The following is a 17,780-nucleotide window of genomic DNA, read 5'->3' on the forward strand; positions in this document are numbered from 1 at the left end:
CTCCCCGGCCGACCCCGGCCCCGCACCATCCGCCACCCCGAACGACCCGGCTTCCCCGGACAACTCCGGCCCGACCGCCGACCGCGCACCGCCCGCCACCCCGAACGACTCACGCTCCCCGGCCGACCCCGGCCCCGCACCATCCGCCACCCCGAACGACCCGGCTTCCCCGGACAACTCCGGCCCGACCGCCGACCGCGCACCGCCCGCCACCCCGAACGGCTCGGGTTCCCTGGCGGGTTCCGGACCGACCGCCGACCACCCACGGTCCGCCACCCCGAGCGGCTCGGGTTCCTCGGCCGGCACCGACCACCCACGGGCCGCCACCCCGAAAGGCTCAGGAGCCCCGGGCTCCGAGCCGACCGCGGCCCCGGTCGTGTCGGGTACTCCCACGAGGTGCGCGCGGGCGGGGGCCTGCGTGGACCGCAGGGTGCCGATGCGGTGGGACAGTTCGCGGGCGCTGTCCGGTCGCCCGCCGGGCTCCTTGGCCAGCAGGTCCAGGATGACGCGCTCCAGCGGCTCGGGCAGTTCGGCGCGGTGACGGCGCGGCGGCCGGGGCGGTGTGTCGCGGTGGCCGACGAGGATGGCCCAGGCGTCGTCGAGGTCGAACGGCGGGACGCCGGTGGCGATCTCGTACAGCACGCAGCCGAACGAGTACAGGTCGCTGCGCCGGTCCACCTCCGAGCCGCTGATCTGCTCCGGCGACATGTAGTGCGGGGTGCCCATGGCGACGCCCGTGCCGGTCAGCCGCGAGGTGAAGCCGATGTCGTGGCCGAGCCGGGCGATGCCGAAGTCGCAGATCTTCACCGTGCCGTCGTCCAGCCGCACGATGTTCGCGGGCTTGAGGTCCCGGTGCACGACGCCCTGGTCGTGGGTGTAGGCGAGGGCCGCGGCGACCTGCTCGGCGACCTCCAGCACCTCGTCCACCGGCAGCGGATGCTGCTTGTTGTCCTCCAGCATCTGGCTGAGGTTGCGGCCCCGGAGCAGTTCCATCACCAGGTACAGCACGCCCTCGGACTCCCCGAAGTCGTGCACGACGGTGATCCCCCGGTGCTGGAGCGCCGCGGCCACCCGGGCCTCGCGCCGGAACCGCTCGCGCAGCACGCGGCCGAACTGCTGGTCCTGCTGCGGGCCGACGGGTTTGAGGCACTTCACGGCGACCAGCCGCCCCAGTGACTCGTCCCGTGCCCGCCACACCTCCCCCATGCCGCCGCGCCCGATCCGGTCCAGCAGCCGGTAACGGCCATGGATCAGCCTGGTGTCCCCCATCGCGTCCGCCCGCCCCCGTCGCAGTCCGCCGCCCTCCCCTGGCTCGTCCAGTATGGCGACAACTCGCCCGAGTTTGTACGGTGCCGGACCGGTACGGTCGTGCCGGGCGCGGGACGGCGGCGGGTCAGTTCAGGGTGACGAGGAATTCCGTGCAGGCCCGTGCGCAGGCGCGGCACGCCTGGGCCGTCGCTTCCGCGCCGGTGTGCCCGTCGAAGGCCTGCGCGCTCTCCAGGCACACCTGGCGGCACCACTCCACCTGGATCCGGATGGTCGCCTCGTCCACCTGGTTCTGCTCGGACAGCACCCGGCAGGTCGCGTCACAGACCTCCGCGCACATGATGCCCTTGCGTCGTACGAGTTCCTGGTTGTCGGTGCCGTCCGGGTCCACGAGACTGGCGCGCGTCGCGCAGGCCCGCGCGCATTCGGTGCACGCCTGGGCACAGGCGAAGCGGTCCTCCAGGAACCGGAAGAGCTCCTTCTGCGATGTCGTCGTCACAGGGCGCGGGTAGCCGCCGCGACGGCGGTCAAACCCCGTGCCCCCAAGGGTTCCGCGCGGTTTCCGAGGTGCCGCGCCGGGGACCCGTGCGGCCGGGAACCCGAGCGGTGACGGAGGTGGGGAAGGTGCCCGGACGACAGGAACTCCCCTCGACCCTGGAGCGCTCCTCCGACGAGGCGCGGCGCACCTGGATCAAGGCGCACGACTCGGCCGTGGAGCAGTACGGCGAGGGCGAACGGGCGCACCGGGTGGCCTACGGGGCGCTCAAGCACCAGTACGAGAAGGTCGGCGACCACTGGGAGCGCAAGGAGGGCGGCCGGAAGGGTCCCTCCGACCCGCAGTCCGCCCGGCCCCGCGGGCAGGGCGGCCGCAGCGGCGAGGGCGTGGACGAGCAGGCCTCGAAGGAACATCTCTACGGCGTGGCCAAGCGCCTCGGCGTCGAGGGGCGGTCGCGGATGACGAAGGCGGAACTGCTGGACGCGATCCGCAAGGAGAACCGCGGCCGTACCCGCGCGTCGCGGTGAGGTGAGTCGGTTCGTGAACAGGACCGGGGGTACCCGCGAGCCATGATGAACACCTCATGGATGGAAGCGGCCGACCTCGCGGCGGGCCGCGGCGCCCTCGGTGCCGGACTCGTGGTGGCGGGTCTGGTGGTCCTGGCCCTGCTGATCGGCATGTTCGTCTTCGGCAGCCACCGGGTCAGGCACAGCAGGACGCGCCGGCCCCGCCCCGAGGAGCAGCCGCGCATGCCCGACGGGGGCCCGGTCCAGGAGGTGCGGGAGCGGCGGGAGGCGGACGAGGTGCCCAGAAGCGACGAGCGGCTGACACCGCACGAGCTGAAGGGCCACGGCAACGCCGGCAGCCGCACGAGCGCGTCCCAGGAGCGGCCCCGCTGGGAGGAGGGCGGCAGCGGAGCGTTCGGCAGCGGCGGACCGGGCAGCCACTGACCGCCCGCCCGGCGGTGAACCGCCGGCGCCCCCGCACCGTCGTACACAGGAAGTGAGAACCATGGCAGATCCCGCCCGCAACAGCCTGCCCCTGCCCGACTACGACCATCTGCCCATCGGCGGCCTGGAGAGCCGGATCCGCTCGCTGTCCGCGGGCGAGGTCGAGGAGCTGCTGGCGTACGAGCGCTCGCACGCCGACCGGGTCACGGCGACCGGACTGCTGACGGCCAGGCTGGAGCAGTTGCGCGCGGGCGCCGAGCCGACGTCCGGCGACCCGGACGCGCTGCGCCCCGAGCAGGGCTCCGGGCGGGCCGGGTCCCCGGTCTCGCCCGCCACCTCGCCGCAGCCGTTCGGCCCGCCGCCGCACGGCACCCCGGACCAGCGGGGCAAGCCGAAGGGCGACCGTACGTAGGCAGGGCCGCACACCGCCCGTACGCGACGGGGCGGGTCGTGCGTCCATCGGCCGCCGGAAGGCGGTCATGGACCGCATGACCCGCCCTTTCGCGTACGCGAAGTGAGGTGGATCACACGACTTCGGTGCATCGTTTCGCCGGGTCATGAGTCTTTGTCTCAGGTGCAGGGGGTTGTTCGGACACGGGGCGGTGGGGATGGAGCGGTTTCGGGTGGACGGCTTCGACGAGTTCGTGGCCGCCCGCTGGTCGGCGCTGCTCCATGTCGCGCGGCTGCTCACCGGCGGGGACCGGCAGCGCGCCGAGGACCTCGTGCAGGAGGCCCTGGTGAAGCTGTGGTTCGCCTGGCCGAAGGTCGCCGAGCAGGCCCCGGAGGCGTATGTGCGCCAGATCCTGGTGCGGATGGCGGCCCGTTCGGCCCGGCGGCGCTGGTGGGGGGAGCGTCCGGTGGGGGAACTGCCCGACCGGCCGGGACCCGGTGACGTGTCCTCGGCCGTCGCGGAGCGCTCGCGGCTGGAGGCCGCGCTGGCGCAGCTGACGCCCCGGCAGCGGGCCGCGGTGGTGCTGCGCTACTGCGAGGACCTGCCCGAGGGGCAGGTGGCGGAGGCCCTCGGCTGCCCGGTGGGCACCGCGCGCTCCCACGCGTCGCGCGGTGTGGCACGGCTGCGGCAGATCCTGTCCGAGTCCGTCAGGCCCGTGGGGTGAGGGGAGAAGCGATGGACGACTTCGAGCGTGAACTGACACGCATGATGAGCGACTCCCGGCAGCCGGTCCCGTTCCGGCCCGAGCACCGGCGGCGGCTGTACGAGGGCATCCGGGTGCGCCGCCGGTCCCGGCTGCTGTGGCGGGCCGGCGGCTCGGCCCTCGCGGTGGCCGGGCTGAGTGTCGTTCTCGCCCTGCTGCCCGGCACGGACTCCCGGTCCGCGCCCGCCGACCGGCCGCCCCTGCCCGCGACCGGCCCGACGCCGCCCCCGGTGTCCCCTTCGCCGACGTCCGCCCCGAGCACGTCGGAGCCGCCGACGGGCCCCTCCTTCACCACGAGCGGCGGCACGACGGCACCCGGGTACGGCGGCACGCCGACCGGCACGCCCGGCACCACCCGGCCGGCCACGACGACCCCCCGGGTCTCCGCCCCGCCGCCGACCTCGCCACCGGCCGACAGCGGCTAGCGGCTTGTGCAGTCCCCACCCGTGGACCACCCCGTCCCGGGCCGTTCCCCCGACCATCCCTCGGGCGCGGCGGGCCCGTACCAGGGCCCGAGACGCCGTACGCCGGAAAGAGACCGTGAATCCGTCATGAGAACCGCGAGGCGGTCGGCAGCGACCGACCGCCGCACATCCGCCGCGTCCGCGGCACAGGTGGCGCTGCCGCGCCGGGCGCCGCTGCCGGCCCACCATCCGGAGCCCGTCCTGGACGTGGTCGTGCCCGTGCACAACGAGGAGAACGACCTGGAGCCCTGTGTGCGGCGGCTCCACGCGCACCTCGCGGAGACCTTCCCGTACCCCTTCCGGATCACCGTCGCCGACAACGCCAGCACGGACCGCACCCCGCAGATCGCCGAGCGACTGGCCGGGGAGCTGCCCGGCACGGAGTGGATCCGGCTGGCGGAGAAGGGGCGCGGCCGCGCCCTGCACACCGCCTGGTCCCGGTCCTCCGCCCCGGTGCTCGCCTATCTGGACGTGGACCTGTCCACCGACCTCGCGGCCCTGCTGCCGCTGGTGGCCCCGCTGATCTCCGGACACTCCGACATCGCCATCGGCACCCGGCTGGCCCGGGGCTCCCGGGTGGTGCGCGGACCGAAGCGGGAGATCATCTCCCGCTGCTACAACGGGCTGCTGCGCGGCACCCTCGCCGTGAGGTTCACCGACGCGCAGTGCGGCTTCAAGGCGGTACGGCGGGACGTCGCCGAGCGGCTGCTCCCGCTGGTCGAGGACCAGGAGTGGTTCTTCGACACCGAACTGCTGGTGATAGCCGAACGCGCCGGGCTGCGCATCCACGAGGTGCCCGTGGACTGGGTGGACGACCCCGACAGCCGGGTCGACATCCTCTCCACGGCGCTGGCGGATCTGCGCGGCATGGCCCGGCTGGGGCGGGCGCTGGCCCGCGGCCGGCTGCCCCTGGCGGCGCTGCGCCGGCCCGAGGAACTCGACAAGGCCGCCGGACTGCCGCCCGCCCTGGTGCCCCAGTTGATCCGCTTCGCCGGCGTCGGGGTGGCCAGCACGCTGTTCTACCTGCTGCTCTACAGCCTGCTCCGGTCCGTCGCGGACGCCCAGGCGGCCAACGCGCTCGCCCTGCTGCTGAGCGCCGTGGCCAACACCGCCGCGAACCGGCGGCTCACGTTCGGGGTGCGGGGGCGCGGCGGGGTGCTGCGCCATCAGCTCAAGGGTCTTGCGGCGTTCCTGGTCGGTCTCGCCCTGACCAGCGGTTCGCTGGCCGTCCTGCACCGCACGGCTCCCGGGGCGGCGCCCCGTGTGGAGCTGCTGACGCTGATCGCCGCCAACCTCGCCGCGACACTGCTGCGCTTCCTCCTCCTGCGGGCCTGGGTGTTCCCCGGCCGGCACGCCCGCCGTACGACAGGATCGTCCGCCTCATGACCACCCTTGGGACCAGCGAGACCGGCCCGGCCCCGTCGTCCGTGCCCCGGCCCGACACGGCCCCGCCGGCCTCCCCGGACCCGCGCGAGCGGCTGCGCCGCGCCGCCGTGCACTACGGGCCCGTCCTGGCGGTGTACGGCGCGCTGAAGTTCGCCGGCTTCGCCGTCTTCATGTACCTGCTGGACTCGGCCGGCGACTTCCGGGAGAAGCATCCGCGCTTCGGCGGCGGCGCCCACACCTGGGACGTGCTGGGCACCTGGGACGGCTGGTGGTACCAGCAGATCGCCCTGCACGGCTACGACCCGGCACTGGAGCCGGTACCCGGCGCCACCGGCCTGATCACCCTGAAGGGCAACTCGGCGGCGTTCTTCCCGCTGTACCCGGCGCTGATGCGGATCGTCTCGGAGGTCACGGGACTCGGCCCGTACGGCGCCGGCCTGACCGTGTCGGTCGTCTTCTCGTTCGTCGCGGCGCTCGGCATATACGCCGTGACGGCCCGGCTGGGCGGGCGCCGCGCCGGTCTGATCGCCGTCGGGCTGTGGGCGGTGTGGCCGGGCTCCGGCGCGGAGTGGGCGGTGTACACCGAGTCGGTGTACACGGCGCTGGCCGTCTGGGCCTGTTACGCCGTGATGACCCGTCACTGGCTCACCGCCGGGGTGCTGACCTTCACCGCCGGGCTCGCCCGGCCCACCGCCGTCACCCTGGTCGCCGCCCTCGCCGTCGCCGGCCTGCTCGCGGTGTGGCGCCGCGAGGAGGGCATCCGCCGCCCGCTGATCGCGGTGGCGATCGCCCCGTTGGGCGTGGCCGGCTATCTGGGCTGGGTGGGGTACCGCATGGGCGACTGGGGCGGCTACAACAAGCTCCAGGACGGCGCCTGGGCCCACAAGTTCGACTACGGACGGCACACCCTCGACGTGCTGACCAATGTGCCGGTGGGCCACACGGACTATCTCTTCGCGATGCCGTACCCGGACATCATCGGGGTCGGGGTGGTGCTCCTCGTGCCGGTGCTGACGGTGCTCCTGATGCGGCTGCGCCCGCCGGCCGTGCTCGTCGTCTACACGGTGCTGTCGTATGTGATGGTGATGGCCACCCAGCAGATCTTCGGCAACGTCTCCCGCTATCTGCTCCCGCTGTTCCCGCTGTTCATCCCGCTCGCGCTGGCCATGCGCCGGCTCCGGTGGCCCTCGCTGGCCGCGGTGCTGGGCACGGCGGCCCTGGCCTCCGGGTCGTACGCGGGGTACATCCTGTTCGAACTGGGCGTGCCCTAGACCTACGGTGGAGGCATGGGCGCCGGGACGGTGAGACTGTTCCTGTGCGGTGACGTGATGCTCGGCCGCGGGGTCGACCAGGTCCTTCCGCACCCGGGTGACCCCGCGCTTCGGGAGGAATGGATCCGGGACGCGCGCGGATACGTGGAGCTGGCGGAGGCGGCGAACGGACCGATCCCCCGCCCGGTGCCGTTCCCGTGGCCGTGGGGCCGGGCGCTGGAGGTGCCCGGGGAGGCCGCCCCGGACGTGCGGATCGTCAATCTGGAGACCTCCGTCACGCGGAGCGACGCGTTCGCGCCGGGGAAGGCCGTGCACTACCGGATGAGCCCGGCCAACGTGCCGGCGCTGGCGGTGGCCCGGCCCGACGTGTGCGTCCTGGCCAACAACCATGTACTGGACTTCGGCCGCCCGGGGCTGCGGGAGACGCTGGACACGCTGGCCGCCGCGGGGCTGCGGACGGCGGGCGCGGGACGGCACGCCGACGCGGCGTACGCGCCCGCCGTGGTGCCCGTCGAGGGCGGCGGCCGGGTGCTGGTGTTCGCCCTGGGGATGATGTCGAGCGGCATCCCGCCGAGCTGGGCGGCGACGGCGGAGGGGTCCGGTGTGGCGTTCGTCCCGGAGCCGTCGCCCGCCGCGGCCGAGGCGGTCGTACGGCGGATCGGGCGGACGAAACGCCCGGGGGACATCGTGGTGGTGTCCGTGCACTGGGGCTCGAACTGGGGCTACCACGTCCCGCGGAGCCAGGTCCGCTTCGCCCACGCGCTGGTCGACGGCGGTGCCGACGTCGTCCACGGCCACTCCTCGCACCACCCCCGGCCGGTCGAGACGTACCGCGGCCGGCTGATCCTCCACGGCTGCGGCGACTTCGTCGACGACTACGAGGGCATCACCGGCTACGAGGAGTACCGCGACGACCTGCGGCTCGCCTGGCTCCTGTCGGTCGCCCCCGACACCGGGCGGACGGCCGCGCTGCGCATGGTCCCGCTGAGGGCGCGGCGGATGCGGCTGGAACACGCGGCGCCGGACGAGCGGGCGTGGCTGGGCGAGACGCTCGCCCGGATCAGCGGCGTGGACATCGCCCCGGCCGCCGACGGCACGCTCGCCCTCTCCCCCGTCCCCCGGTGACCGTTTCGGCCGCACCCGCCCGGGGCACCCGTGCCCGGCCGAGGCAGGAGGTCCCGTATGACGGACGACATCGCGCGAGCGGCCGGTCACACCGATCCCCCGCCACGCATGGGCTTCTTCACGGACACCTCGGTGTGCATCGGCTGCAAGGCGTGCGAGGTGGCGTGCAAGGAGTGGAACGCCATCCCCGAGGACGGCCTCGAGCTGACCGGCATGTCGTACGACAACACCCAGGGCCTCGGTGCGAGCACCTGGCGGCACGTGGCGTTCATCGAGCGGAGCACCCCGCCCGCCGGCGCGGAGCCCGGGACCGGCCACGAGGACGTCGACGTCTTCGACGCGGCACGCGGCCTCTCCGCCCCCGACGGGCAGGGGGACATGCGCTGGCTGATGTCGTCCGACGTGTGCAAGCACTGCACGCACGCGGCCTGCCTCGACGTGTGCCCGACCGGCTCGCTGTTCCGCACCGAGTTCGACACGGTCGTCGTGCAGGAGGACATCTGCAACGGCTGCGGCTACTGCGTGCCCGCCTGTCCCTACGGGGTCATCGACCAGCGGCCCGACGACGGGCGCGCCTGGAAGTGCACCCTCTGCTACGACCGGCTCGGCGACGGCATGGAACCGGCCTGCGCCAAGGCCTGCCCGACCGATTCCATCCAGTTCGGCCCCCTGGAGGAGCTGCGGGAACGCGCGGCGGGCCGGGTGGCGCAACTGCACGCGGCCGGCGCCGGGGAGGCACGGCTGTACGGCGAGGACCCGGGGGACGGCGTCGGCGGCGACGGCGCGTTCTTCCTGCTGCTGGACGATCCGGAGGTGTACGGGCTGCCGCCCGACCCGGTCGTCACCACCCGCGATCTGCCCGCCATGTGGCGGCACGCGGCGGCGGCCGCCGCCTCGCTGGCCGCTGTGGCCGTGGTGAGCTTCACCGGGCGGCCCAGGTGAGCGCGAGCGCCGGGCGTCCGCGTCGCCGCCGGGGGCGCGGCGAGCGGGCCATGGTCCCGGACGCCGAGTTCGCCTCGTACTACGGCCGGCCGGTCCTGAAGAGTCCCACCTGGAAGCCGCTGGACGTCGCGGGCTACCTGTTCCTCGGCGGCCTCGCGGGGGCGTCGTCGCTGCTGGCCGCCGGGGCGCAGGCCACCGCACGGCCCGCGCTGGCCCGCACGGCGAAACTGGGCGCGGCGGGGGCGATCTCCCTGTCGCTGGCCGCGCTCGTGCACGACCTGGGCCGCCCGGAGCGGTTCCTCAACATGCTCCGCGTCGTCAAGCCGACGTCCCCGCTGAACCTGGGGTCGTGGCTGCTGGCGGGCTACGCGCCGCTCACGATGGCCGCGGCCGCCGCCGACGTCGCGGGCAGGTACCGGATCGCGGGCACCGCGGCCACGGCGTGCGCCGCCGCCCTCGGCCCGGCCGTGGCGACGTACACCGCCGTGCTGATCTCCGACACGGCCGTGCCGTCGTGGCACGAGGGCCGCCGCGAGATGCCCTTCGTCTTCGCCGGCTCCGGCGCCTGCGCGGCGGCCGGGCTGGCCCTGGCCGCCGCGCCGGTGGACCAGACCGGTCCGGCACGGCGCATGGCCGCCCTGGGCGCGGTGCTCGAACTGGGTGCCTTCCGGCTGATGAAGGAGCGGCTGGGCCTGGTGGCCGAGCCCTACGAGACGGGCGGGCCGCGCACGCTGCTGCGCGCGGCGGAGGTGCTCACGGCCGGCGGCGCCGCGCTCGCGGTCTGCGCGGGCCGGCGCGGGCGGGCGGTCTCCGCCCTCGCCGGTACGGCGCTGCTCGCGGGCTCGGCGGGCCTGCGGCTCGGCGTGTTCCGCGCGGGTGTGGCCTCGGCCGAGGACCCGAAGTACACCGTCGTACCGCAGCGGGAGCGGCTGGAGGCACGGTCGCGGGCCGGTGGGAGCGACGCCGGGCGCTGAGCATCGGGATTGGGCCGGGCACGCGTGGGTACTCCGCCACGGCGATCGGGACTCCGCCGGAAGGGGCAGGCACCATGGGCGTGCGCACATGGATCGATTCCTGGCCGGTCCACCGCCAGCTCACGGGCACCGACCCGCTGGGCCGGGGCGCCGCGGCGAAGAGCGGCGCCACTGGCCGGCTCACGCCCCGCACCGCCACGGCGGACCGGGTGGTGAAGTCGGTCTGCCCCTACTGCGCCGTCGGCTGCGGCCAGAACGTGTACGTCGAGGACGGCCGCGTCACCCAGATCGAGGGTGACCCCGACTCCCCCGTTTCACGCGGCCGGCTGTGCCCCAAGGGCGCGGCCAGCCTCCAGCTGACCACCGGAGGCGCCCGCGAGCACCAGGTGCTGTACCGGCGTCCGCACGGCACCTCGTGGGAACGTCTCGACCTGGACACGGCCATGGACATGATCGCCGACCGGGTGATCGAGGCCCGCAGGGCGGGCTGGCAGTGGGAGGTCGACGAGGCCCGCACCCGGCGCACCCTCGGCATCGCGAGCCTGGGCGGGGCCACGCTGGACAACGAGGAGAACTACCTCATCAAGAAGCTGTTCACCGCGCTGGGCGCCGTCCAGATCGAGAACCAGGCGCGCATTTGACACTCCTCCACCGTTCCCGGTCTGGGAACCTCGTTCGGCCGCGGCGGCGCGACCACCTTCCAGCAGGACCTCCAGAACTCCGACTGCGTCGTCATCCAGGGCTCCAACATGGCCGAGTGCCATCCGGTCGGCTTCCAGTGGGTGATGGAGGCCAAGGCCCGCGGGGCGAAGGTGATCCACATCGACCCGCGGTTCACCCGCACCAGCGCCCTGGCCGACGTGCACGTACCGCTGCGGGCCGGCTCGGACATCGCGTTCCTCGGCGGGATCATCCACCACGTCCTGGAGAACGACGCGTACTTCCGGGACTACGTGGTCGCGTACACCAACGGGCCGGTGATCCTCCGGGACGACTTCCGCGACACCGAGGACCTCGACGGCGTCTTCTCCGGGCTCGACACCGACAGCCGCAGCTACGACCCGAGCACGTGGCAGTACCGGGGCACCCAGGTGCGGGCGGCCTCGGGGCAGCGCGACGAGCGGTTCGAGGAGCCCACCGGGTCCCGTCCGTCCGTCGCGGAGGCCGCACGGGGCGAGACCCACGGCTCCGGCGGGCCCACCCTGCCGAAGGGCGAGCCGGAACGCGACGAAACGATGACCCACCCGCGGTGCGTCCTCCAGGTCCTCAAGCGGCACTACGCCCGCTACACGCCCGAGATGGTCGAGCGGGTCTGTGGTGTCCCCCAGGACCTGTTCCAGCAGGTGTGCGACCTGGTGACCGGGAACTCGGGGAGGGACCGCACCACGGCGTTCGCGTACGCGGTCGGCTGGACCCAGCACACCGTGGGCGTGCAGTACATCCGCGCGGCGTCCGTGCTCCAGAGCCTGCTCGGCAACATCGGCCGGCCCGGCGGCGGCATCCTCGCCCTGCGCGGGCACGCCTCCATCCAGGGGTCGACGGACATCCCCACGCTGTTCAACCTGCTGCCGGGCTACATCCCGATGCCGCACGCCCACCACAAGCAGGACCTGGACGCCTTCGTCCGGGCCGACGCGGCGACCAAGGGCTACTGGAGCAACATGCGCGCGTATCTGGTGAGCCTGCTCAAGGCGTACTGGGGCGACGCGGCGACGGCGGAGAACGACTTCTGCTTCGACCACCTGCCGCGGCTGACCGGCTCCCACTCCACGTACGAGACGGTCATGGCGCAGCTGAACGGCACCTGCAAGGGCTACTTCCTCATGGGCGAGAACCCGGCGGTCGGCTCCGCCAACGCCAAGCTGCAACGGCTGGGCATGGCCAACCTGGACTGGCTCGTCGTCCGGGACTTCTCCCTCATCGAGTCGGCCACCTGGTGGCAGGACGGCCCGGAGATCGAGACGGGCGAGCTGCGCACCGAGGACATCGGTACGGAGGTGTTCTTCCTGCCGGCGGCCGCGCACACCGAGAAGGACGGCAGTTTCACCAACACCCAACGTCTGCTCCAGTGGCACCACCAGGCCGTCGAACCGCCCGGCGAGGCGCGCAGCGACCTCTGGTTCACCTTCCACCTCGGGCGGATCATCCGGGACAAGCTCGCCGCGTCCACCGATCCCATGGACCGGCCGCTGCTCGACCTGACCTGGGACTACCCCACGAAGGGTCCGCTCGCCGAGCCGGACGCCGAAGCGGTCCTGGCCGAGATCAACGGACGCGACGCCGACGGGGTCCCGCTGTCGAGCTACGAGCAGCTCAGGGACGACGGCTCCACCGCGTGCGGCTGCTGGATCTACTGCGGGGTCCACGCCGACGGCGTCAACCAGGCCGACCGCCGCACACCGGGCGACCGGCAGGACTGGGTCGCGAACCAGTGGGGCTGGGCCTGGCCCGCGAACCGGCGGGTGCTGTACAACCGCGCCTCGGCCGACCCGGAGGGCAGGCCGTGGAGCGAGCGCAAGGCACTGGTGTGGTGGGACGCGGAGCGGGGCGAGTGGACCGGGCACGACGTGCCCGACTTCAAGAAGGACAAGGCCCCCGATCACCGGCCCCCGGAGGGCGCGACCGGGCCGGAGGCGCTGTCGGGCACCGACGCGTTCATCATGCAGGACGACGGCAAGGCCTGGCTGTACGCGCCGTCCGGGCTCACCGACGGTCCGCTGCCGGCGCACTACGAGCCGCAGGACTCGCCGTTCCCCAACCTGCTGTACGGCCGTCAGCGCAACCCGGTACGGCATCTGCTGCCGCCGCACCCGGACAACCGCTACCAGCCGAGCGGCGACGACCCGGGCGCCGAGGTGTTCCCGTACGTCGCCACCACCTACCGGCTCACCGAGCACCACACGGCGGGCGGCATGTCCCGCTGGCAGCCCTATCTGGCGGAGCTGCAACCGGAGTTCTTCTGCGAGGTGTCACCGGACCTCGCGGCCGAGCGGGGGCTGGAGCACACCGGCTGGGCGACGATCGTCAGCGCCCGCAACGTGATCGAGGCACGGGTGCTGGTCACCGAGCGCATGGCGTCGCTGACCGTGCACGGCCGCACCCTGCACCAGGTCGGGCTCCCCTACCACTGGGGCCCGAACGGCTACAGCACCGGTGACGCCGCCAACGAGCTGCTGCATCTGTCCCTCGACCCCAACACGCACATCCAGGAGGCGAAGGCGTTCGCCGTCGACATCCGGCCGGGGCGCCGGCCCCGGGGTCCGGCCGCCCGGGAGTTGGTGCGCGGCTACCGGGAGCGGGCGAGCATTGACGAGGACACCGGCAGGGAGGCGTGAGCGGATCACCGCAGGACGACGGAGTGCGTGCCCTTCGGGACGAGTTCGCCGACGACCGGCGCGCCGGGCACCTCGCCCGCGACCAGCAGCCCGCCCGAGGTCTGCGCGTCGGCCAGGAGCAGCAGGGTGTCCTCGTCCGCGGAGCCGCGGTCGGTGAACGGCGTCACCCAGTCCAGGTTCCGCCGGGTGCCGCCGCTGACGTAGCCGTCCCGCACGGCCTCGCGGGCCCCGTCGAGGTAGGGCACGGCGGCGGTGTCGAGCACGGCGGTGACGTCCGAGGCGCGGGCGAGTTTGTGCAGGTGGCCGAGGAGGCCGAAGCCGGTGACGTCGGTGGCGCAGGTCGCCCCGGCGGCCAGGGCGGCGGCCGAGGCGTCCCGGTTGAGCGCCACCATCGTCGCCACCGCCTGTTCGAACCGTTCGCCGGTGGCCTTGTGCCGGTTGTTCAGCACTCCCACGCCGAGGGGTTTGGTCAGCGACAGCGGCATGCCGGGCCGGCCGGTGTCGTTGCGCAGCAGCCGGTCCGGGTCGGCCAGGCCGGTGACGGCCATCCCGTACTTGGGTTCCGGGTCGTCCACGCTGTGTCCGCCGCCCACGTGGCAGCCCGCCGCGGCGGCGATGTCCAGCCCGCCGCGCAGCACCTCGCGCGCCAGCTCGAAGGGCAGCACGTCGCGCGGCCAGGCGAGGAGATTGACGGCGACGACCGGCCGTCCGCCCATCGCGTACACGTCGGACAGGGCGTTGGCGGCGGCGATCCGCCCCCAGTCGTAGGGGTCGTCGACGACGGGGGTGAAGAAGTCCGCGGTGCAGACCACGGCCCCGGACGCGGACCCGCCCGGCGTCGGCAGGGTGACGACGGCAGCGTCGTCCCCGGTGGCCGGTCCGACCAGGAGCGGAGTGTCCCCCGTTACCGGCACCGGTGCGGTGAGGCCGGCGAGCATGTCCTCCAGTTCCCCGGGCGGGATCTTGCAGGCGCAGCCGCCGCCGTGCGCGAACTGTGTGAGGCGTACGGGTGTCCGCGTCGGGGAGTGCATCCGCCTGGCTCCTTGTCGGGGTTCGGGTGGGGTGAGCCGGTAGCCTGGGCGGGCGGTGGAGGCGTGTGGGTGCCTGGTGGCCCTCCCGGTCTTCAAAACCGAGGTGCCCGAGGATCTCGGGCAGGCGGGTTCGATTCCCGTCCGCCTCCGCTCTCCGCGCCGTCGGGCCGGCAGCGCCGGCTTCGGTCGTCCACGCGTTCGGTGAGGCCCCGCTCGTCCAGAAACTCCAGCAGCGGTACGGCCACCCGGCGCGTGGTGTCCAGGGCCCGGCGGGCCTCGCTCAGGGTGAACGGCTGGGGCAGGCCGCGCAGTACGGCGGCGGCGCGGGCGTCGGCTCCGGGCAGCAGGACGATGCCGTCGGTGATCCGCAGCAGCGCGCCCGCCGTGACCGCGGCGGCCAGTTCCCTGCGGCCGAGGCCGAGTTCGGCCAGCCGGCCGGCCTCCGGGGCGTGGAACGGCGACCGCCGGAGCTCCTCCCGGAGGGCGTCGACGGCGGCCCGGACCGGCGGCGGCAGGGCGGGTCCGTCCGCTCCGGGGCCGTGCAGCCGCCCGTGCCTCCTGCGCAGCGGCACCGTGCCCGGCGCGTCGGCGAGCGCGTCGACCAGGGTCCGGTCCGGCAGGTCCAGCAGCCGGCGGGCCGCCTCGGTGGGCAGTCCGGGGTCCAGGGGGTGCCGTGCCGCGTGCCGTGCCACCTCGGCGCCCAACCGGTCCCGCAGCGCCGCCCAGTGCCCCGGGTCGGCCAGCCAGTCCCCGGCGACGGGCGGCGCGGGGGCGTCCGCGCCCATCGCCTCGAGTTCGGTGCGGCGGACGAGCCGGCGCCGTCCCAGTTCCGACGCGCCGTCCGGGCGGCCGGTGAGCCGCGCCAGTTCGGCGGCTCTGGCCCGGGCGGCGCCGCGCCGGGTCAGCCGGGGCGGCCGGACGTCCAGCACGGTCACCCCGCAGGGCGGGTGCCGCCGTCCGCCGGGTTCCCGCAGCACCGCCCGGTCGCCGATGCGCAGCGGCAGTTCCCGCGTGAGCGTCAACCGGGCCGTGTCCGTGCCGAGCGGGCGGACCGTCACCGGCACCGCGGCGGTGCCGATGTGCAGGGTGATCTCGCGGGGCAGCTCGTCGACGGGCGCGCCGCCGACCCGGACGTCGGTCGTCGCGGTGAGCAGCCAGCGCTCCGGCGTCAACAGCACCTGCCCGCGGCCGAGTACGGCGTCGGCGGCTCCGTGCACGTTGACCGCGACGCGGGCCACTCCCCCGACGGCGGACCGGTCCTCGTGCAGGCACTGGAGCCCGCGCACCCGGAGCGCGGTCGTCCCGTCGCCCGTCACCAGCCGGTCGCCGACCCGCAGGGTGCCCGCGCCGAGGGTGCCGGTGACGACGGTGCCGTGGCCGCGCACGGTGAAGGCGCGGTCGAGCCACAGCCGTACGTCCGCGTCGGCGGGCGGGTCGGGCAACGCGCGGGCCAGCGCGGCGAGTTCCTTGCGCAGGTGCTCCAGTCCCTCGCCCGTCACCGCGCTCACGGCGACCGAGGGCACGGCGCCGAGGGAGGTGGCGGCCATGCGGGCGACGGCGTCCGCCCGTACGGGCTCGGGGTCCGCGAGGTCGCTGCGGGTCACGGCGAGCACGGCGTGGCGCACGCCGAGCGCGTCGAGGATCTCCAGGTGTTCCCGCGACTGTTCCTGCCAGCCCTGGTCGGCGGCCACCACGAACAGCACGGCCGGCACGGGTCCCGCACCGGCCAGCATGGTGGCGACGAACCGCTCGTGGCCCGGCACGTCGACGAAGGCCAGGTCCTCGCCGTCCGGCGGGTCGAGCCGGGTCCACACGAACCCGAGGTCCAGGGTGAGGCCCCGGCGCCGCTCCTCCTCGTACCGGTCGGGTTCCATCCCGGTCAGCGCCCGCACCAGCGCGGACTTGCCGTGGTCCACGTGCCCGGCGGTGGCCAGCACCCTCATGTCGTCCGCCGTTCCCCGGCCGACCGCACGGCCTCGGCCAGCCGCTCGTCGTCCGGTTCCGGCACCGCCCGCAGGTCGAGCAGGCACCGCCCGTCCTCCAGGCGCCCCACCACCGGGACCGGTCCGGTGCGCAGGGCCGCCGCGTAGCGCTCGGGCAGGGACAGCGCGGCGCTCGGCAGGGTCACGCCGGGTGCTCCGCCGCCGCCCACCGTCGCTTCGCTCGGCACGGCCCGTACGTCGATGCCGTCGGCCCGCAGCAGCGCGGCGAGCCGCTCGGCGCGCCGTCCCAGTCGTGCCGGGTCGACGCCGAGTGCCTCACCGGTGGGGGTCCGTGGGCCGCCCAGCGTCGCCTCCAGGGCGGCCAGGGTCAGCTTGTCCACGCGCAGCGCGCGGGCGAGCGGATGCCGGGACAGGGTGCCGACGAGGTCCTCCCGGCCCAGGAGCAGTCCGCACTGCGGTCCGCCGAGCAGTTTGTCGCCGCTCGCGGTGACGAGGGCCGCCCCCGCCGTCAACTGGCTGCGGGCGTCGGGTTCCCCGGGCAGCAGCGGATGCGGGGCGAGCAGTCCGGATCCGATGTCGACGACGACGGGGACGCCCAGTTCCGCGAGTTCGCCGACGCCCGCGGCACGGGTGAACCCGGTGATCCGGAAGTTGGAGGGGTGCACCTTCAGCACGAAGGCCGTCTCCGGGCCGAGGGCCTCGGCGTAGTCGGCGGCGGTCGTGCGGTTGGTGGTGCCGACCTCGCGCAGCCGGGCTCCCGTGGAGACCAGCAGGTCGGGGAGGCGGAAGCCGTCGCCGATCTCCACCAGCTCGCCCCGGCTGACGACGATCTCCCGTCCGGCGGCGAGGGCGGTGGCGGCCAGGACCAGCGCCGCGGCCCCGTTGTTGACGACGTGCGCCGCGGCGGCGGCCGGCACGGCCGCGCGCAGGGCGGCCAGGGCGGTGCGGCCCCGGCGCGCCCGCACGCCGGTGCTCAGGTCGAGTTCGACGTCGGTGGGTCCGGCGGCGTCGCACACGGCCTGCCGGGCCGCCGCGGAGAGCGGGGCCCGGCCGAGGTTGGTGTGCAGCAGCACCCCGGTGGCGTTGATCACCGGGCGCAGTCCGGTCGGCGACCGCGGCAGCAGGGCCACCGCCGTGTCGGCCACCGCCTCCGGCGGTACGGCGCCCTCGCGGGCCCTCTGCTGGGCCCGGTGGACCGCCGACTTCACCTGCCCGGCTCCCAGCAGGACCGCCGCCCGGAGCAGCCGGGGATCGCGCAGTACGGCGTCGGTGCGCGGGATCCGCCGCCGTACGTCACCGTCGGCGGCCCGGGGCGTTCTCTCGTCCACCGGCCCAGGTGCGGCCCACTGATCCACCCGACCTCCTCCGTTCAGGCCCGGTTGCCGGCCGGTCCTTCATCGTCCACCAGCGGCCCCGGGCGGGCACCCGACACGCCGGGCGGCC

The 17,780-nt window shown here is 74.6% G+C and carries 15 protein-coding genes, 1 tRNA gene and 1 pseudogene; 12 read left to right on the forward strand and 5 right to left on the reverse strand.

Annotation, left to right across the window (positions count from 1 at the left end; translation table 11 throughout):
- Positions 1–1,269: serine/threonine-protein kinase (locus tag ACZ470_RS28150; protein ID WP_468431641.1), on the reverse strand; the 1,269-nt coding region annotated here is incomplete at its 3' end.
- Positions 1,270–1,393: 124 nt separating this feature from the next.
- Positions 1,394–1,765, reverse strand: a complete 372-nt coding sequence (locus ACZ470_RS28155) for a four-helix bundle copper-binding protein (RefSeq protein ID WP_468431643.1) — start codon at positions 1,763–1,765, stop codon at positions 1,394–1,396.
- 125 nt (positions 1,766–1,890) lie between these two features.
- On the opposite strand from ACZ470_RS28155, the gene ACZ470_RS28160 reads away from it, so the two are divergent.
- From ACZ470_RS28160 to fdh, 11 genes are all read left to right on the forward strand, one after another.
- On the forward strand, positions 1,891–2,289 hold the full coding sequence (locus tag ACZ470_RS28160) for a ChaB family protein (protein WP_468431645.1): 399 nt from the start codon (positions 1,891–1,893) through the stop codon (positions 2,287–2,289).
- A gap of 45 nt (positions 2,290–2,334) precedes the next feature.
- Complete coding sequence (locus ACZ470_RS28165; RefSeq protein ID WP_468431794.1) at positions 2,335–2,712, forward strand: DUF6479 family protein; 378 nt, start codon at positions 2,335–2,337, stop codon at positions 2,710–2,712.
- A 61-nt stretch (positions 2,713–2,773) separates the two neighbouring features.
- Entirely contained in the window at positions 2,774–3,124 is a 351-nt protein-coding gene (locus tag ACZ470_RS28170) for a DUF8129 domain-containing protein (RefSeq protein ID WP_468431646.1), read from the forward strand.
- Between the two features lie 196 nt (positions 3,125–3,320).
- The gene (locus ACZ470_RS28175) at positions 3,321–3,827 is read left to right on the forward strand and encodes a SigE family RNA polymerase sigma factor (protein ID WP_468431648.1); all 507 of its coding nucleotides are present in this window, start codon (positions 3,321–3,323) and stop codon (positions 3,825–3,827) included.
- Between the two features lie 11 nt (positions 3,828–3,838).
- Positions 3,839–4,291, forward strand: coding sequence for a cellulase (locus ACZ470_RS28180; protein ID WP_468431650.1), 453 nt, complete (start codon positions 3,839–3,841; stop codon positions 4,289–4,291).
- Positions 4,292–4,417: 126 nt separating this feature from the next.
- Positions 4,418–5,716: a bifunctional glycosyltransferase family 2/GtrA family protein gene (locus tag ACZ470_RS28185; protein WP_468431652.1), complete on the forward strand. Its 1,299-nt coding sequence runs from the start codon at positions 4,418–4,420 to the stop codon at positions 5,714–5,716.
- Entirely contained in the window at positions 5,713–6,987 is a 1,275-nt protein-coding gene (locus ACZ470_RS28190) for a hypothetical protein (RefSeq protein ID WP_468431653.1), read from the forward strand. The genes ACZ470_RS28185 and ACZ470_RS28190 overlap by 4 nt, the downstream gene beginning before the upstream one ends.
- Positions 6,988–7,002: 15 nt before the next feature.
- A complete protein-coding gene (locus ACZ470_RS28195) occupies positions 7,003–8,112 on the forward strand; it encodes a CapA family protein (protein ID WP_468431655.1) in 1,110 nt (369 codons plus the stop codon).
- A gap of 57 nt (positions 8,113–8,169) precedes the next feature.
- Positions 8,170–9,054 carry a 4Fe-4S dicluster domain-containing protein gene (locus tag ACZ470_RS28200; protein ID WP_468431657.1) on the forward strand — a complete coding sequence of 295 codons (885 nt, stop codon included), beginning with the start codon at positions 8,170–8,172 and terminating at the stop codon, positions 9,052–9,054.
- 50 nt (positions 9,055–9,104) lie between these two features.
- Complete coding sequence (gene nrfD / locus ACZ470_RS28205; protein ID WP_468431795.1) at positions 9,105–10,028, forward strand: NrfD/PsrC family molybdoenzyme membrane anchor subunit; 924 nt, start codon at positions 9,105–9,107, stop codon at positions 10,026–10,028.
- A 74-nt stretch (positions 10,029–10,102) separates the two neighbouring features.
- Complete coding sequence (gene fdh, locus ACZ470_RS28210) at positions 10,103–13,363, forward strand: formate dehydrogenase (RefSeq protein WP_468431659.1); 3,261 nt, start codon at positions 10,103–10,105, stop codon at positions 13,361–13,363.
- Positions 13,364–13,368: 5 nt separating this feature from the next.
- Here fdh and selD read toward each other — a convergent pair whose 3' ends face one another.
- Positions 13,369–14,394 carry a selenide, water dikinase SelD gene (gene selD, locus ACZ470_RS28215; protein ID WP_468431660.1) on the reverse strand — a complete coding sequence of 342 codons (1,026 nt, stop codon included), beginning with the start codon at positions 14,392–14,394 and terminating at the stop codon, positions 13,369–13,371.
- Positions 14,395–14,451: 57 nt separating this feature from the next.
- Between selD and ACZ470_RS28220 the strand changes: the two genes are divergently transcribed.
- Positions 14,452–14,544 (forward strand) — tRNA-Sec (locus ACZ470_RS28220).
- 44 nt (positions 14,545–14,588) lie between these two features.
- Here ACZ470_RS28220 and ACZ470_RS28225 read toward each other — a convergent pair.
- A pseudogene (locus ACZ470_RS28225) lies at positions 14,589–16,337 on the reverse strand (SelB domain-containing protein); the annotation flags it as partial.
- On the reverse strand, positions 16,334–17,692 hold the full coding sequence (selA, locus tag ACZ470_RS28230; RefSeq protein WP_468431662.1) for an L-seryl-tRNA(Sec) selenium transferase: 1,359 nt from the start codon (positions 17,690–17,692) through the stop codon (positions 16,334–16,336). The gene selA and the pseudogene ACZ470_RS28225, both read right to left, overlap by 4 nt.
- Between the last annotated feature and the right edge of the window lie 88 nt (positions 17,693–17,780).

It is taken from the genome of Streptomyces sp. NPDC031111 (assembly GCF_055570675.1).

What these genes read in the sequence shown, in the direction of transcription:
- ACZ470_RS28195 (WP_468431655.1), top strand. Translation starts at nt 7,003, where the DNA reads ATGGGCGCCGGGACGGTGAGACTGTTCCTGTGCGGTGACGTGATGCTC.
- nrfD (WP_468431795.1), top strand. Translation starts at nt 9,105, where the DNA reads ATGGTCCCGGACGCCGAGTTCGCCTCGTACTACGGCCGGCCGGTCCTG.
- ACZ470_RS28170 (WP_468431646.1), top strand. Translation starts at nt 2,774, where the DNA reads ATGGCAGATCCCGCCCGCAACAGCCTGCCCCTGCCCGACTACGACCAT.
- ACZ470_RS28190 (WP_468431653.1), top strand. Translation starts at nt 5,713, where the DNA reads ATGACCACCCTTGGGACCAGCGAGACCGGCCCGGCCCCGTCGTCCGTG.
- ACZ470_RS28165 (WP_468431794.1), top strand. Translation starts at nt 2,335, where the DNA reads ATGAACACCTCATGGATGGAAGCGGCCGACCTCGCGGCGGGCCGCGGC.
- ACZ470_RS28185 (WP_468431652.1), top strand. Translation starts at nt 4,418, where the DNA reads ATGAGAACCGCGAGGCGGTCGGCAGCGACCGACCGCCGCACATCCGCC.
- ACZ470_RS28200 (WP_468431657.1), top strand. Translation starts at nt 8,170, where the DNA reads ATGACGGACGACATCGCGCGAGCGGCCGGTCACACCGATCCCCCGCCA.
- ACZ470_RS28180 (WP_468431650.1), top strand. Translation starts at nt 3,839, where the DNA reads ATGGACGACTTCGAGCGTGAACTGACACGCATGATGAGCGACTCCCGG.
- ACZ470_RS28175 (WP_468431648.1), top strand. Translation starts at nt 3,321, where the DNA reads ATGGAGCGGTTTCGGGTGGACGGCTTCGACGAGTTCGTGGCCGCCCGC.
- selD (WP_468431660.1), bottom strand. Translation starts at nt 14,394, where the DNA reads ATGCACTCCCCGACGCGGACACCCGTACGCCTCACACAGTTCGCGCAC.